The sequence below is a fragment of the Bradyrhizobium sp. OK095 genome (assembly GCF_900109945.1).
Lineage (GTDB): Bacteria > Pseudomonadota > Alphaproteobacteria > Rhizobiales > Xanthobacteraceae > Bradyrhizobium.
Genome location: NZ_FOBX01000002.1, coordinates 810,862 through 826,181 on the forward strand (window position 1 = coordinate 810,862; position 15,320 = coordinate 826,181).

General features: G+C 64.2%; 14 protein-coding genes. 11 read left to right on the plus strand and 3 right to left on the minus strand.

What is annotated here, in order from left to right:
- Positions 1–116 precede the first annotated feature (116 nt).
- Both BMW89_RS08680 and BMW89_RS08685 read left to right on the plus strand, forming a co-directional pair.
- Positions 117–956, plus strand: coding sequence for a formate/nitrite transporter family protein (locus BMW89_RS08680; RefSeq protein ID WP_177195911.1), 840 nt, complete (start codon positions 117–119; stop codon positions 954–956).
- 67 nt (positions 957–1,023) lie between these two features.
- On the plus strand, positions 1,024–2,757 hold the full coding sequence (locus tag BMW89_RS08685) for a bifunctional protein-serine/threonine kinase/phosphatase (protein ID WP_177195912.1): 1,734 nt from the start codon (positions 1,024–1,026) through the stop codon (positions 2,755–2,757).
- A gap of 9 nt (positions 2,758–2,766) precedes the next feature.
- Here the strand turns inward: BMW89_RS08685 and BMW89_RS08690 are convergent, their stop codons facing one another.
- Positions 2,767–3,684 (minus strand): intradiol ring-cleavage dioxygenase, encoded by a 918-nt coding sequence (locus tag BMW89_RS08690; protein ID WP_092024546.1) that lies wholly within the window; start codon positions 3,682–3,684, stop codon positions 2,767–2,769.
- A gap of 160 nt (positions 3,685–3,844) precedes the next feature.
- Here BMW89_RS08690 and BMW89_RS08695 point away from each other — a divergent pair, with 160 nt between their 5' ends.
- The 7 genes from BMW89_RS08695 to BMW89_RS08725 all read left to right on the plus strand — a co-directional run bounded on the left by BMW89_RS08695 (position 3,845) and on the right by BMW89_RS08725 (position 11,892).
- Positions 3,845–5,119, plus strand: a complete 1,275-nt coding sequence (locus BMW89_RS08695; RefSeq protein ID WP_092024548.1) for a serine hydrolase domain-containing protein — start codon at positions 3,845–3,847, stop codon at positions 5,117–5,119.
- A 154-nt stretch (positions 5,120–5,273) separates the two neighbouring features.
- Entirely contained in the window at positions 5,274–6,782 is a 1,509-nt protein-coding gene (locus tag BMW89_RS08700) for a sensor histidine kinase (protein ID WP_244547552.1), read from the plus strand.
- Positions 6,783–6,798: 16 nt separating this feature from the next.
- Positions 6,799–7,932, plus strand: a complete 1,134-nt coding sequence (locus BMW89_RS08705) for a mandelate racemase/muconate lactonizing enzyme family protein (RefSeq protein WP_092024550.1) — start codon at positions 6,799–6,801, stop codon at positions 7,930–7,932.
- Positions 7,933–8,207: 275 nt separating this feature from the next.
- Positions 8,208–9,146 carry a helix-turn-helix domain-containing protein gene (locus BMW89_RS08710; RefSeq protein WP_177195928.1) on the plus strand — a complete coding sequence of 313 codons (939 nt, stop codon included), beginning with the start codon at positions 8,208–8,210 and terminating at the stop codon, positions 9,144–9,146.
- A gap of 97 nt (positions 9,147–9,243) precedes the next feature.
- Positions 9,244–9,534, plus strand: a complete 291-nt coding sequence (locus BMW89_RS08715; RefSeq protein ID WP_092024554.1) for a hypothetical protein — start codon at positions 9,244–9,246, stop codon at positions 9,532–9,534.
- 142 nt (positions 9,535–9,676) lie between these two features.
- Positions 9,677–10,882 carry an NAD(P)/FAD-dependent oxidoreductase gene (locus tag BMW89_RS08720; protein ID WP_092024556.1) on the plus strand — a complete coding sequence of 402 codons (1,206 nt, stop codon included), beginning with the start codon at positions 9,677–9,679 and terminating at the stop codon, positions 10,880–10,882.
- A gap of 92 nt (positions 10,883–10,974) precedes the next feature.
- A complete protein-coding gene (locus BMW89_RS08725) occupies positions 10,975–11,892 on the plus strand; it encodes an MBL fold metallo-hydrolase (protein ID WP_177195913.1) in 918 nt (305 codons plus the stop codon).
- Positions 11,893–11,985: 93 nt separating this feature from the next.
- Here BMW89_RS08725 and BMW89_RS08730 read toward each other — a convergent pair whose 3' ends face one another.
- Entirely contained in the window at positions 11,986–12,717 is a 732-nt protein-coding gene (locus BMW89_RS08730; RefSeq protein ID WP_092024558.1) for a cytochrome c biogenesis CcdA family protein, read from the minus strand.
- Positions 12,718–12,920: 203 nt separating this feature from the next.
- Positions 12,921–13,187, minus strand: coding sequence for a hypothetical protein (locus BMW89_RS08735; protein ID WP_092024560.1), 267 nt, complete (start codon positions 13,185–13,187; stop codon positions 12,921–12,923).
- A 493-nt stretch (positions 13,188–13,680) separates the two neighbouring features.
- Between BMW89_RS08735 and BMW89_RS08745 the strand changes: the two genes are divergently transcribed.
- Positions 13,681–14,727: a LysR family transcriptional regulator gene (locus BMW89_RS08745; RefSeq protein ID WP_092024564.1), complete on the plus strand. Its 1,047-nt coding sequence runs from the start codon at positions 13,681–13,683 to the stop codon at positions 14,725–14,727.
- A gap of 29 nt (positions 14,728–14,756) precedes the next feature.
- Positions 14,757–15,128 (plus strand): helix-turn-helix domain-containing protein, encoded by a 372-nt coding sequence (locus BMW89_RS08750; RefSeq protein ID WP_177195914.1) that lies wholly within the window; start codon positions 14,757–14,759, stop codon positions 15,126–15,128.
- The last annotated feature ends 192 nt before the right edge of the window (positions 15,129–15,320 follow it).

The following is a 15,320-nucleotide window of genomic DNA, read 5'->3' on the forward strand; positions in this document are numbered from 1 at the left end:
GGCTTCCAGACCTTCCATAGCCCTCGTGCGCGGCAGAGCCGTGCGCACGGCCAACGATGTTCAGCTGCGCCCTCTGGGGCGCGTCGATCTCACTTACGAAGCAAAAGGAACCATTGATGTCGTATCTCGCGCCTTCGGAATTCGTCACCAAGATGGTGGATGCAGGCGAGTCCAAGATCTTCATGTCCACCCGGGATACGATCATCCGCGCCTACATGGCCGGCGCCATCCTCGCGCTGGCGGCCTGGTTCGCCGTCACGATCAACGTCAACACCGGCCAGCCGCTGATCGGCGCGCTGCTGTTCCCGGTCGGGTTCGTCATGCTGTACCTGCTCGGCTTCGACCTTTTGACCGGCGTGTTCGTGCTCTCGCCGCTCGCGCTCCTCGACAAGCGTCCGGGCGTCACGCTTAACGGCGTGCTGCGCAACTGGGGCCTCGTCTTCGTCGGCAATTTCGCCGGCGCCTTCACCGTGGCCTTCATGATGGCCTTCGTCACGACGTTCGGCTTCACACAGGATCCTGACAAGGTCGGCACGGCCATCGGCAACATCGGCGAAGGCCGAACCCTCGGCTATGCCGCACACGGCGCTGCCGGCATGGCGACGCTGTTCATGCGCGGCATGCTCTGCAACTGGATGGTCTCGACCGGCGTCGTCGGTGCCATGATCTCGACCTCGGTCTCCGGCAAGGTCATTGCGATGTGGATGCCGATCCTGGTGTTCTTCTACATGGTGTTCGAGCATTCCGTCGTGAACATGTTCCTATTCCCGTCGGGTCTGATGCTGCACGCAAAATTCTCGATCATGGACTATCTGATCTGGAACGAGATCCCGACCGTGCTCGGCAATTTGGTCGGCGGCCTCGCCTTCACCGGCCTGACCCTCTACACGACGCATGTCATGACGAAGCCGAAGCGCGAGCCGGCTGCGAAGGCTCAGACCCGCGCCGCGGCCTGATCTGATTGGTGGTCAACAAGGGAGCCTCGCCTGATAAGGTGAGGCTCCCTTTGTATTGGTGGCGAGGATGAGCCGGGGCTTGCAAATTTCGATCGGGCAGCACTCCGACAAGGGGCGCAAGCCGGTCAATCAGGATTTTCACGGCGTCCTCATCCCGGCCGAGCCGCTGTTGAGCCTGAAGGGCATCGCGGCGGTTCTGGCCGACGGCATCTCCAGCAGCGCGGTGAGCCAGGTCGCCAGCGAGTCCGCGGTCAAGAGCTTCCTGACCGATTATTACTGCACCTCCGAATCCTGGACGGTGAAGACCTCGGCGCGGCGCGTGCTGGAAGCGACCAATTCCTGGCTGCACGCCGAGACGCGGCGCAGCCAATACGCCTATGACCGGGACAAGGGCTATGTCTGCACCTTGACTGCAATGGTCATCAAGTCGGCCACGGCCCACATCTTCCATGTCGGCGACTGCCGGGTCTATCGCACCGCCGGCAATGCGCTCGAGCAACTCACGGATGATCACCGGATCATCGTTTCGTCGGAGCAGACCTATCTCGGTCGCGCACTCGGCATCAATCCGCAGATCGAGATCGACTATCAGGCCATTCAGGTCAGCCCGGGCGACACCTTCCTGCTGGCAACCGACGGCGCTTACGAATTCGTCGACCATCGTTTCGTGACGGGCGCACTCGAAACGCACACGGGCGATCTCGACGGCGCGGCCAGGGCCATCGTCGAAGAGGCCTATCGCCGCGGCAGCGACGATAACATCACGGTCCAGATCCTGCGGATCGACGAGGTGCCGCAGGCCGAGTCATCCGACATCCTGACCCGGACCTCCGAACTGCCTCTGCCACCCTTGCCGGAGCCGCGGGCGATGTTCGACGGCTACAGGATCATCAGGGAGATTCACGCCAGCAGCCGCAGCCATATCTATCTTGCCGTGGATGCCGCGACCGAAGAGCCGGTCGCGCTCAAGCTCCCCTCGATCGATTTGCGCGACAACCCCGCCTATTTGAAGCGCTTCCTGATGGAAGAGTGGATTGCCCGCCGTATCGACAGCCCCCACGTGCTGCAACCCCGGTCGCAATCGAAACGGCGCAACTACGTCTATGTCGCGACCGAATTTGTCGAGGGACAGACGCTCAGGCAATGGATGATCGACAATCCGCGCCCGGATCTGGAGACCGTCCGCGGCATTGTCGAGCAGATCGCCACGGGCCTGCGCGCCTTTCACCGCAAGGAGATGCTGCATCAGGATCTCCGGCCTGACAATGTCATGATCGACAAGACCGGCACCGCGAAGATCATCGACTTCGGCTCGGTCAGGGTCGCGGGTGTGGCGGAAGCGGCGCCGGACGCCGAGAGCAACGACATCCTCGGCACGGTGCAATACACGGCCCCGGAATATTTCCTCGGCGACGGCGGCACGCCGCGCGCGGACATGTTCTCACTGGCCGTGATCTGCTACCAGATGCTGACGGGAGAGCTTCCCTATGGCGCGGAGATCGCCAGGATCCGCGGAAACTCGGATGTGAGGAAGCTGAGATATCGCACCGCCATGGGCGATCACCGCGACGTGCCGGTCTGGGTGGATGGTGCGCTCAGGAAAGCGCTGCATCCGGATCCCTACAAGCGGCACGACGATCTGTCCGAATTCATCTTCGAGCTCAGGACCCCCAATCCAGCCTATCTCAGCACGCGGACCACGCCCCTGATCGAGCGCAATCCGTTGCTGTTCTGGAAGCTGACGACGGTGGTTTTAGCCTGCGCCGTCGTCGTGCTGCTCGCGCTATTGCACGCGCGGTAGGGCGAGGCCTCAGGCCGGTTCCGCCGCCTTCACGCCCAGCGGCTTCGGCGCCATGCCCCCGCCGGGCTTGAGGTGGAATTCGTAGGTCATCAAGTGCCACTGCCCGTTCGCCTTGCCGCCGTCGGGCATCGCCGCATCGTTGCGCGGCTCGACCTTGGCGACGAGGTCGTCCTTGACGCCGAACACGACGTCGGAATCCAGATATTTGTCGCCGTCCATGAAGACGTGGGTAATCAGCGGCTCGTAGCCCTTGGCATTGACCAGAAAGTGCACATGCGCCGGGCGCATCGGGTGACGCTTGGTCTGCATGATCATCTCTCCGACCGGCCCATCGGTCGGGATCGGGTAGCTGCACGGCAAAATGGTGCGGAAGAAGAAGCGGCCATCGGCGTCGGTGATGAAGCGCGCCCGCGCGGAGGCGCCGACCTCGTCGTAATTGGCCTTCTGTGAATCGTAGAAGCCGTCGTCATCGGCATGCCAGACGTCGACGGGCACGTTTGCGAGCGGCTTGCCCTGGAGATCGGTGACGCGGCTCTGGACGAACATCCGCTCGCCGGTTTGATTGTTCGGCGAGATGTCGGTGCCGTGGGCCGTGACCTTGTGCTCGCCGACATAGAAGGGGCCGAGCACCGTGGTCTGGGTGGCGCCGTCGCGGTCGCGGTGGTTGACCGCGTCGACCAGCATGGAGACGCCGAGCACGTCGGACAGCAGGATGAACTCCTGGCGCGTGTCGGTGCATTTCTGGCCGGTGCGGGTCAGGAAATCGATGGCGTAGTCCCACTCCTCGAAGGTGAGACCGGTCTTGCTCACGTAATCGTGCAGCGACTTCACCAATTCCTGGAGCAGGAATTTTGCGCGCGGGTTTGGTGTCTGGTCAAAGCTCTTGACGACGGCTTCGGTGAGTTCGGTCTCATTGAACTGGGTCATGGTGCGTTTGCCTGCATTTTCTCGTTGGCCCGGATGGGCTCCTTGGAGGCGTTCCAAGTGGAGCCTACACCAGTCGGCGGGGCCACGTTAAGCGCAACCGGCTTGGAATGAGGCCGCCATTTCGGTATCAACTTTCCGACAAAATGCCCCGGAGGAACCGATGCTCGCCCCTACCCCCGCCTCGCCCGAATCCGTGGGCATGTCCAAGGCCGCGCTCGACCGCGTCGATGCGCACCTGAAAACCCGGTACATCGATGCCGGCCGCTTCCCGGGCACGCATCTTCTGGTCTACCGCCGCGGCAAGATCGCCCACAGCTCCGTCCAGGGCGTTGCCGATATCGAGCGCAAGGTGCCGGTCAAGGACGACACCATCTATCGCATCTATTCCATGACCAAGCCGCTCACCAGCGTCGCCTTCATGATGCTGGTCGAGCAAGGCCTCGTCGCGATCGACGAGCCGGTCGCCAAGTACATCCCGGAATGGAAGGACCTCGGCGTGTTCGTCGCCGGCACCGCGCCGGCCTTCCTGACCCGGCCGCCGTCCCGGCCGATGCTGATCGTGGACTTGTTGCGCCACACGGCAGGGCTGACTTACGGCTTCCAGCAACGCTCCAATGTCGATGCCGCCTACCGCGCCGAGAAGATCGGCGAGGTCGAGAAATCAGGCACGCTTCAGGGCATGATCGAGAGCCTCGCCAAAATCCCGCTGGAGTTCTCCCCGGGCGAGGCCTGGAACTATTCGGTCGCGACCGACGTGCTGGGCTATCTCGTCGGCAAGATCTCAGGAATGCCGTTCGAGCAGTTTCTCAAAACGCGCATCCTCGATCTGCTCGGCATGACCGACACCGATTTCCACGTGCCGGCCTCGAAAGCGCATCGCTTCGCCGCCTGCTACAACGCCGATCCCGCTGGCGGATTTACCTTCCATGCCGGCCAGCGCCGCGAGGGCCTGACGCTGCAGGACGATCCGACCACGAGCTCATTCCTGTCGCCGCCCTCCCTCATTTCCGGCGGCGGCGGGCTGTGTTCGACGATGGCCGACTATCTCACCTTCTGCCGCGCGCTGCTCAACGGCGGTGAACTCGGCGGCGTCAGGCTGCTCGGCCCGAAGACGCTGGCGCTGATGACGAGCAACCACATCCCGGGCGGACGGTCGCTGCCGGAAGTGTCGCGCTCGATGTTCGCTGAGGCCGCCTATAACGGCATCGGTTTCGGCCTCGGCTTCGCCGTGACCATGCGCCCGGCGGAGACGCTCGTCGCCGGCAGTTCCGGCGAATACAATTGGGGCGGCGCAGCCACGACTTCGTTCTGGATCGATCCGGCCGAGGAACTCATCACCATCTTCATGACGCAGGTGCTGCCGTCGAGCGCCTATCCGATCCGGCGCGAGCTGCGCAGCATGGTCTACGCGGCGATCACCGAGAGCAATCTGTAGCGCTCTTTTGCACTGCAACCTGCGCGCCTCGCGGGACGCGGCGCGCAGGTCCTCCTAAAAGGGGGTCCTCCTAAAAGCGCAGTGGTGCGATAACACTGCTGCTCTATGCTCGGCCCCGTCCGGTCCCGTCGGGCCGGAGCCAGGATATCCGCGTTTGTCCAAGTTCACCCTGCCGGTCCGACTCGCTCTCCTGGTCGCGGGAACGACGCTGCCGATGATCGTCTTCGCGGTCGGCATTGCCTTCTATAATTACAAGCAGGACCGCAACGACGCCAACCGCCGCGTGCTCGAGAACGTGCGCAGCATGCGCCTCGTGCTGGATTCCGAGGTGCAGCGGATGACCGGCGGCTTGCAGGTGCTGGCGCTGACGAACTCGCTGCGCAACAACGACTTCCAAAACTTTCGCCGCATCGCGCTCGGCTTTCTCGACCAATACGGCAAGGGCGGCCTGGTCCTGATCTCCGATCGCAAGGGCCGGCTGTTGTTCTCGTCGGCGGCGGAGGACACCGCGAGCCTGCCGCCGCGTGGCAATCTGGAGATCGTCGAGAAGGTGTTCGCGACCAAATCGCCGCAATATTCCGACCTGTTCACCGGCACGCTCAACCAGCGCCAGGTTCTCACCGTCGAGGTTCCAGTGTTCCGGGACGGCGAGGTGATCTACGACCTCTGCTTCGGCCCGCCGGTCAGCATCTTCCAGGATCTGGTCGAGAGGCAGCGGCCCGACCAGCAATGGACGGTGTCCCTGCTCGACGCAAAGGGCACCGTGTTCGCGCGCGTACCGAACCCAAGCGAGACGTTCGGCAAGCGCGCCTCTCCGTCGCTTTACGCCGAAATGTTTCGCGGCAACGAGGCATCGCTCCCGACCGTGTCGCTCGACGGCGTTCCGCTCGCCTCCGCCTATACCCGCTCGCGGCTGACCGGCTGGACCGTAGCCGCCGGCGTCGCCGAGAGCTCGCTGATCGCCCCGCTCTGGCGCAACATCGCCATCACCAGCCTGATCGGCGGCATCCTGCTGCTGACGGGCCTCACTTTTGCAGTCCGGATGGCGACCACGATCGCGCGCGGCGAGATGCTGCACAATCTGTTGATCGAGGAGCTCAATCACCGCGTCAAGAACACGCTGGCCTTGATGCAGGCGATCGCGGTGCAGACCTTCCGCAGCGCCAGCCGCGACGAGCGGACCAAATTCGAGGGCCGTCTCGGCGCGCTCGCGGAAGCGCATAATCTGCTCAGCCAGGAAAAATGGGCAGGCTCGGAGCTGAAGGATGTGGTGGCCCGCGCGCTCAAGCCGTTCCTGCTCAACGCGCCCGAACGCATCCGGATGGACGGCCCCGCGGTGCCGCTGTCGCCGCGGCTCGCCGTGGTGCTGTCGATGATCGTGCACGAGATCGCCACCAACGCCGCCAAATACGGGGCGCTCTCGAACGAGACCGGCCGGGTGACGCTCGAATGGGATGTCATTGCCGACACACCCAAGCCGCGGCTGCGGCTGATCTGGAGCGAGATCGGTGGCCCATTGGTGACGGCGCCGGTGCAGCGCGGCTTCGGCTCCCGCCTGATCGAGCGCAGCGCGCGCGACCAGCTCGGCGGCGAGGCCACCGTCGACTTCCTGCCGCGCGGCGTCGTCTGCACGGTGGTGTGCGCACTGGACGAGGCGCATTGAACGGGGGACATCGGCGATGAAGATCACAACCGTCCGGACGCACATCCTCGAAGCAAAGCTCTCGCAGCCCTTCGCCTATTCGCGCGCCTGGTACGACACGCGCACCGCGATGCTGGTCGAGATCGAGACCGATGCGGGGCTCACCGGCTGGGGCGAATGCTATGGACCTGCGCGGGTGACGGCCGCGGTGGTGCAGAGCATCGCGCCCTGGTTGATCGGCGAGAATTCGCTGCGCACCGACGTGCTGTGGCAGATGGTCTACGCGCGCCTGCGCGATCACGGCCAGAAGGGCGTCGTGATCCAGGGGCTGAGCGGCATCGACATCGCGCTGTGGGACATCAAGGGCAAACATTTCGGCGTGCCCGCCTGCCAGCTTCTCGGCGGGGCGGCCCGCAAGGAGGTGCAGGCCTATGCCACCGGGCTCTATCGGCGCAAGTCAGGCGATCCGCTGAAATATTTGCCGGAGGAAGCCGCCGGTTATGCCGCGGAGGGTTTTCGGGCCGTGAAGCTGAAGGTCGGATTCGGTACCGCCGAAGACGCCGCGGTCACCCGCGCGGTGCGCGAGGCGATCGGCCCTGATGTCGCGCTGATGGTCGATGCCAACCATGCCTATGATTCCGTCGCAGCGATCCGGCTCGGCCGCCTGATCGAGCGTTACGACATCGGATGGTTCGAGGAACCGGTGCCGCCGGAAGACATCGCGGGCTATCGCGCGGTGAGAGCCGCGCTCTCCATTCCCGTCGCCGGTGGCGAGTGCGAGTTCACCCGCTTCGGCTTCCGCGACCTGCTCGCTTCCCATGCGCTCGACATCGCCCAGCCCGACACCTGCGCGGCCGGCGGCCTCTCCGAATGCAAGAAGATCGCCGACATGAGCGAGACGTTCGGCATCCGCTACAATCCGCATGTCTGGGGCACCGGCGTCGCGATCGCGGCCTCGCTCCAGCTACTCGCCGTGCTGCCCTCGCACACGCCGACTTCGCTCGCACCGCTCGAGCCGATGCTCGAATTCGACCGCACTGAACATCCGATCCGGCAGGCGATTTTGAAAGAGCCGATCGAGCACGCGAACGGCGTTGTGCGCGTTCCCGAAGGCCCCGGACTCGGCATCGAGATTAATCGCGAGGCACTCGCGCGCTTTGCCGTAAGTTAAGGCATGTCATCTGCAATCAAGCAGCGGTCCTGACCCTGCTCAGCCGATTCTGAAGCCCCCGCGTCTCCATTCAACATCAGCGCAGACCCGCTCGGCGTGCTTTTGCGAAAGCGCGCGCCGGCACGGAGCAGGATCGGACAAAGCATGGCCGCTTCAGGAAAGACGCTGTGCCCTCGCGCGCATAGAACTCGCGCCGACCCGTACAAATACGGACGCCTGATTTGAAGCTCGATGCGATCAGGAGGTTCCACGCAATGACCGGAAGCACCGCACTCATGCGCAATCCCCCGCACAAGGGCTTGCCGCCGGCACCTACCGCACAGACGGACGATGGCTCGACGTCGGAGCTGCGCGCCGCAGACGCGGAGATGGCGCGGGTGCTCAAGACGAGGCCGCTTCGCATGGCCTCCGATTGCCAAAGCGGCACTATTGCCTATTGGAAGCACGAGGCGCTGCACGACGTGGTCGAACCCATGGCCGATCACGTCATCATGACCTATCCCGTCGGCTCGCAGGCGCTGGAGCGGCGCAGCGGAAAATCGGCTGCGATCAGCAGCGCGCGTCCCGGCGTCGTGACGATCATTCCGGCCGGCTCGACGTCCCGATGGGACATTCACCGGCCCATTCATGTCGTTCAGCTCTATCTTCCGCAGCGGACGCTGCTGCGCATCGCCAACGAGGCCAATACGGCAGGCCCCGACGACCTCCTGGAAAGGACCGGACATCCCGACGCCATCACATCCCGCCTGCTGCTGAGCGCCGCCGACGCGCTCGACGGCAGCGCCACGCTCGACACGCTGTTCAGGCAACAACTGACTGACCTTCTCGCCACGCGTCTGCTCGCCGCTCATGCGGGCGTCGCAGCCGCGCTGCCGCCGACCATCGGGGGCCTTTCGCCGACGGTCCTGCGACGGGCGATCGAACGCCTGCGTTCGGACAGCGATGCGGACGTTTCGCTTTCGGCGCTCGCGTGCGACGCCGGTCTGTCGCGCTTCCATTTCTGCCGGTCTTTCAAGGAGAGCACCGGGCTGTCGCCGCATGCCTGGCTGCGCCAGCACCGGCTCGAGCAGGCCATGAACATGCTGCGGGAGAGCGACGAATCGGTCGTCTCGATCGCAGCAGAGCTCGGCTATTCCACGCAGACCGCCTTCGCCGCGGCCTTCAAGAAGCTCACGGGCGAAACGCCGAGCGATTGGCGCAGGCGCGTGCGTTAGCAGCAATCGCGCGATAGCGACGGCAATCGCTCTGGGGCAGTCGAGTATCTGGTTCGCTACACATCGCAACGTCACATCATGCGGACGGAGTCAGACGATGAACTGGAAACGCCTTGCAATTGCACCGCGACGAAAAGCCGTCTCGACGGCGATCGTGTATGGGCTCTCACTGACCGTGCGCTTCACCTCGCCAACGGCCGAGGAAGCCCCGGCACAGATCGGGCAAAGTGCCAATGCCGCGACGTCGATCCTGATCAGTCATGATTGGCTCCGGAAGCCTGTGATGCCGGTAGCCCTGCGCGGCTGGCCACTGGGTCCGCGAAGCTGCCGCACAGCATGTGAAGGCCCCGCGCTGCTGTCCTCGCTGCCGAACTGCACCGCGCCGTAACGGCCGTCTCCGTCTCACCTCTCCGCGTCGTCATCGATCGCAACAGGCCCTGCTTGCATTCGGCAGCGGCGATGACGCGCGCGTTTCGAACCAGACCAGACCCAAGAAAAAAACCCAATAATCAAACTCAGGAGTGAACCATATGCGACTGCTCATCATCGGCGCCGGCTTCGCCGGCATGTACGCCGCCCTCTCCGCCGCCCGCCTGCGCGACATCAAGGGCGCTTCGCCTGACGATCTCGAAATCGCGCTGGTCGCACCGGAGCCCACGCTGGTGGTCCGCCCGCGACTCTACGAGCCGAAGCCGGAAACCCTGACGGCGCCGCTGCTCGACGTCCTCGAGGCGATCGACGTCGACTACATCCAGGGCAGTGCCGAGACCGTTAACACCGAGGCGCGAACGATGCAGATCACGACGGCAAAGGGCACGAAGAAGACCCTGTCCTACGACCGTCTGGTGGTCGCCACCGGCAGCCGCCTGTTCCGACCCAACATTCCCGGCCTTGCCGAGCACGGCTTCAGCGTCGATTCCCTCGATGACGCGATTGCGCTCGACCAGCACCTGCACGGCCTCGCCGACCGGCCGGCCGCGAACGGACGCGACACTGTTGTCGTCGCCGGCGGCGGTTTTACGGGCATCGAGGCCGCCACCGGGCTGCCCGCGCGCTTGCGCGACATCCTCGGCCAAAGCGCCAAAACGCGCGTGATCATCGTTGAGCGCAACAGCGCAATCGCGCCCGGCATGGGTGAAGGCGCCCGCCCGCACATCGAGGACGCGTTGCGCAAGCTCGGGGTGGAGACGCGGCTTGGAGCCGGCGTCGCCTCGCTCGACAAATCCGGCGTGACCTTGTCGACCGGCGAGCATATCGAGACCGAGACGGTGGTCTGGGCGGCCGGCATCCGTGCTGCGCCATTGACGGCGCAGATCCCTGCCGAGCGCGACAATTTCGGCCGTCTGCTGGTCGATCGCGATTTGCGTGTGCCTGGTGTCGCCGGAATCTTCGCCACCGGCGATGCCGCGCGCGCGGCCTGCGACAACGACGGCAATTACGCGCTGATGTCGTGCCAGCACGCCACGCGGATGGGTGCCTTTGCCGGCAACAACGCAGCAGCGGAGCTACTCGGCGCTCCAACCAGACCCTATCACCAGAAGGCCTACGTCACCTGCCTCGACCTCGGCGAGGCCGGCGCGCTGTTCACGCGCGGCTGGGAGCGCACCGTCGAGATGGTCGGCGACATCGCCAAGAAGACGAAGCAGGAGATCAACACCGTCTGGATCTATCCGCCGAAAGCCGAGCGCGCTGCTGCGCTCGCATCGGCCGATCCGGAGCGCGTCACCGATCTCTGACGCACGAAGCGATGACGACCGCGCGCTTCCGGCCGCGTGGCCCGCTCAACCAGAACCAGCCGGGAACACTCATCATGCAACAGGAGACGAACATGAACCTGCACAACACTTCATATCCAGTGGGATCGGGCCGCGAAGAGCTCGTTCCGTCGCGTTACGCGCTGAAGGTCGGCGAGATCGACGTGCTCGTGGTCAGCGACGGTGTGCTGCCGCTGCCAACCACGATGCTTGCGCACAACGCCGACCCGACCGTCCGGGCGACCTGGCTGCACGACATGTTCCTGCCGCAGGATGCGTTCGACTGGGCGCTGAATGCGGTCATGATCCGCAGCGGCAACAAGACCATCCTCATCGACGCCGGCCTCGGATCCGATCCGAGCCTGAACCTGCCGCGGGCCGGCCAATTGATCAGGCGACTTGAGGCTGCCGGCATCGATCTGTCGTCCGTGACCGACCTCGTGCTGACCCATTTGCACATGGACCATATCGGCGGGCTGCTCGTCGACGGCGTGAAGCAGCAGCTGCGCAAGGACGTCCGCGTCCACGTGGCGGCCGCCGAGGTCAAATTCTGGGAGGCGCCCGATTTCTCCCGCACCAACATGCCGCAGGGTTTTCCGGACGCGCTTCGGGCGACCGCCAAGCGGTTCGTGAGCGAGTACGGCAGTCAGCTGCGCACCTTCGATGAGACGCAGGAGATTGCCCCCGGCGTCATCGCCCGGCGCACCGGCGGCCACACCCCCGGACACAGCGTGGTTCGCGTGGCATCCGGCGACGACGCGCTGACATTCGCCGGCGACGCCGTGTTCGCGGTCGGGTTCGAGCAACCCGACTGGCACAACGGCTTTGAACACGACCCCGAGGAAGCGGCGCGCGTTCGTGTCCGCCTCTTGCGAGAGCTTGCCGAGACCGGCGAGATGATGGTGGCCACGCATCTGCCGTTCCCGTCCATCGGCCGCGTGGCCACCGACGGCGACGCGTTTCGTTTCGTGTCGGTGTTCTGGGACTACTGACGAACGGATCGGTTAGGCCGAACCAGGGCGCGTGCTCATGGCCTTCATGCGTGCGCGCCCTGTTGCCATCGATGATGGGCGAACGAGACGGTGCTACCCGATCGTCTGCAACGCCGGAAACGTCTCGAGCAGCCAGATGCTCACATTCGAGACGGCACCGGTGAGGAAGCCGATGCCGGTGATCACCATCAATACGCCCATGGCGCGCTCGACATTGACGAGATGGCCCTTCATGCGCGCGAACAATTTTGAGAACTGCTCGATCATCAGCGCTGCGATCAGGAAGGGAATGCCGAGACCCGCGGAATAGACCGCGAGGAGCCCAGCGCCTTTCGTCACCGTCGCTTCAGCCGCTGCGACCGAGAGGATCGCGGCGAGGATCGGGCCGATGCAGGGCGTCCAGCCGAACGCGAAGGCGAGCCCCATCACATATGCGCCCCAGAGGCCGACGGGTTTTGGCGCGGTCAGACGCCCCTCGCGCATCAACAGGCCGATGCGCGTCAGTCCCAGGAAGTGCAGGCCCATCACGATGATGACGATGCCGGCGAGGATCGACAGCTCGGCCGACCAGGCGCGGATCAGGCCGCCGATCAGCGAGGCGCTGGCGCCGAGCGCCACGAACACCGTCGAGAAGCCGAGCACGAACAGCAAAGCCGACATCATGATCGCGCGCTTGGAGGCCGCGGCCTCTTCGTCGCTCTCGACATGCTCGATCGTCGCGCCCGTGAGATAGATCAGGTAGGGCGGGACCAGCGGCAGGACGCAAGGGGAGAGGAAGCTGACGAGGCCGGCAATCAACGCCGCCGGGATCGAAACATTTTGCATGATGCAGTCGGAGCCATCTCAGGCCCCAGTGCGGCGCGCGGGGAGTGCGCGCGAACCGGGACACCGGCTCTGGTGTAGCCGATGCCGGGGAATGCGCAACAGAGGCGCATAAAACCAGGGCTCCTCCCGATGCCGTCCGTGATCACAGATGCGGCATCGGGACGCGCACAAATCTCGCCAAAAAGCGAGACTCGGCGGCGCGGCTACTTCACCACGCGGAGCAGCGGACGCCGGGGCTGGTCCTGCGTCTGCTTGGAAGGGGGCTGCGGTTCGCTTCCGGCGCTCCGCAGCATTTCGTCGCACAGCGCCTTGAGATCGGCGCCGTCAATTCCTTTGAGTTTCATCCGCACGTCGAGGATGACGATGGACAGCAGCTCGGCCGACTCACGGCTGTTGATCTCGTTGAGCGCCCTGCGGCACTCCTCGAGCGTTTCCAGCACCGACTGCAACTGTTCGTCTGAATGCGACACCGGCGTTCTTTCCGTTAATTCGGCCTGCGAGACGTGTTGGTGACGACCCCTCTGGCCCCCATGGAGAGCCAAGGATAACACGAGGCTCCTGCGCCTCTGAACATGATTTCAGCGTGTTTCCGCGCTGAAACCGCAGTTCCCGCGCCCATCGCGCCGCTGCGCTGTTGGCGATCGGAGAAACAGTCGGAGACAGAACGCAGGATGCGCTGTGATTGATCCGCCCGGGAACACGGCAATGCTTCGCTCGCGAGAGCGTCCATTGCGGACAGCGCCGACAATCCCGCAGCCATTTCAAGGCTCGCAACGGAACTCACGCGACACCCCTCAAACGGGCGATAATGTGCCCGATTCCCAGCCATATTCCCCGTCTTGACAGCACCCAGATACCACTCGCGAGACAGTAAGGATGACGTTCAAAACTCGTCGTTCCCCAACCCGCCGTGGTTGTGGTTTGCGCCAGACTCTGCCAGTTTAGCGACCCGAAGGGACTTGTATGCACTCCTTGGCGGAAAGGGGCGTTCCACTGGAGGAACGCCTAAAGACAAATATCAGCGGCCTCTCCGATTGGGATGCGGCTCGGATATTCCTGGAAGTCGTTCGACGCGGCAGTTTCCGCTCGGCGGCCGAACGCCTGTCTCTGTCGATCAACGCCGTCCGCCGCCGAATCGATGATTTCGAGCGACAGACCGGCACCACCCTGTTCACCCGCGACGTCCACGGCACCCATCTGACAGACGAAGGCGCGCTGGTGGTCTCCGCCGTCGAGCGCATGGAGGCGGCTGCCTTCGACGTATTGCGCACCAGCGATTCGACGGCCAACGCCCTGTCCGGCGAAGTCCGCGTCGCCGTGACCGAGGGCTTGGGCACGTTCTGGCTGGCCCCCCGGCTGGTCGAATTCCAGCAGGCCTATCCGAAGATCATCGTCGACCTGCACTGCGCGATGCGCTCGGCCGACGTCTCCCGCCACGAAGCTGACGTCGCCATCCATCTGTCGCGGCCTTCGGCACTCGACGTCAAGCTGGTGCGGCTCGGCCGCATGCATCTGATGTTCTGGGCTTCGCAAAAATACCTCGAGAAATACGGCACGCCGCGCTCGGCCCACGAATTGATCAAGCACCGCCTGGTGCTGCAATTCGCCGACCAGCTTGCCGCCAAGGAAACTTTCGAGAGTTTCTTCCCGGGCGTTCCGGAGCGTGACCTTCTGGTCATGAAGACCAACGTCTCAAGCGCCAATTACTGGGCTGTCGCGAATGGCGCCGGCATCGGCGTATTCCCGAGCTATGCCATTGCGCTTGGCGGGAAGTTGATTCCACTGGAGGTCGAGCTGAACAGACCGCTGGATATCTGGTTGTCCTACCACCCTGGTAGTGGCCGGATTCCGAGAGTGCGGCACATGATTGACTGGCTGATCGAAGCTTTCAATCCGGCGCGATTCCCGTGGTTTAAGGAAGAATTCGTGCATCCGCATGAATTCAAGGACTCGTATATGGGCGAACCCCTGACCCACCTCTTCGGGGGGTTTTCAACCGAAGAACGATGAGAAAACGAATGAAAACAGCGGCGAAAAGAATGAAGCAGCGCAGTGCCGGCAAGCCGGACATTGAGCTGGGCAAGCGGATCCGTCTGCGGCGCGTCGAGATGAAGATCTCGCAGGCTGAGCTCGGCGACAAGCTCGGCGTCAGCTTCCAGCAGGTCCAGAAATACGAGAAGGGCGTCAATCGCGTTGGCGCGGCTCGGCTTCAGTCGATCGCCACCGCCCTCGACGTGCCCGTGACCTTCTTCTATGACGGCGACAACAAGGCGCGCGAAGTCGAGAGCCTGCTCTTCCTCGATTCGGCCTTCAGCCTCCGCCTGCTGCGCGCCTACAGCAAGATCAAGGATCAGACGGTGCAGCGCCAGCTCGTCTCGCTGATGGAATCGATCGCGGCGAACGAAGCCTGATCGATCGACGGTCTGGCCGTTACGGCCGATGTTCAATCCGCCGCGTCGCGGGGGCGCGGCCGGATTGAACGAGACCGACCGGATCAGACGAACTGGATCAGATCTGGCCCGCGCGCTGTCCGCGCGTGGCCCTTCCGGGGCGGTCTGACCGCCCCTTTTTCTTGACTTTTTTCTCGGCTTTTTTCTTGGCTT

What these genes read in the sequence shown, in the direction of transcription:
- BMW89_RS08720 (WP_092024556.1), top strand. Translation starts at nt 9,677, where the DNA reads ATGCGACTGCTCATCATCGGCGCCGGCTTCGCCGGCATGTACGCCGCC.
- BMW89_RS08745 (WP_092024564.1), top strand. Translation starts at nt 13,681, where the DNA reads ATGCACTCCTTGGCGGAAAGGGGCGTTCCACTGGAGGAACGCCTAAAG.
- BMW89_RS08715 (WP_092024554.1), top strand. Translation starts at nt 9,244, where the DNA reads ATGAACTGGAAACGCCTTGCAATTGCACCGCGACGAAAAGCCGTCTCG.
- BMW89_RS08710 (WP_177195928.1), top strand. Translation starts at nt 8,208, where the DNA reads ATGCGCAATCCCCCGCACAAGGGCTTGCCGCCGGCACCTACCGCACAG.
- BMW89_RS08685 (WP_177195912.1), top strand. Translation starts at nt 1,024, where the DNA reads ATGAGCCGGGGCTTGCAAATTTCGATCGGGCAGCACTCCGACAAGGGG.
- BMW89_RS08695 (WP_092024548.1), top strand. Translation starts at nt 3,845, where the DNA reads ATGCTCGCCCCTACCCCCGCCTCGCCCGAATCCGTGGGCATGTCCAAG.
- BMW89_RS08705 (WP_092024550.1), top strand. Translation starts at nt 6,799, where the DNA reads ATGAAGATCACAACCGTCCGGACGCACATCCTCGAAGCAAAGCTCTCG.
- BMW89_RS08730 (WP_092024558.1), bottom strand. Translation starts at nt 12,717, where the DNA reads ATGCAAAATGTTTCGATCCCGGCGGCGTTGATTGCCGGCCTCGTCAGC.
- BMW89_RS08680 (WP_177195911.1), top strand. Translation starts at nt 117, where the DNA reads ATGTCGTATCTCGCGCCTTCGGAATTCGTCACCAAGATGGTGGATGCA.
- BMW89_RS08725 (WP_177195913.1), top strand. Translation starts at nt 10,975, where the DNA reads ATGAACCTGCACAACACTTCATATCCAGTGGGATCGGGCCGCGAAGAG.
- BMW89_RS08690 (WP_092024546.1), bottom strand. Translation starts at nt 3,684, where the DNA reads ATGACCCAGTTCAATGAGACCGAACTCACCGAAGCCGTCGTCAAGAGC.
- BMW89_RS08750 (WP_177195914.1), top strand. Translation starts at nt 14,757, where the DNA reads ATGAAGCAGCGCAGTGCCGGCAAGCCGGACATTGAGCTGGGCAAGCGG.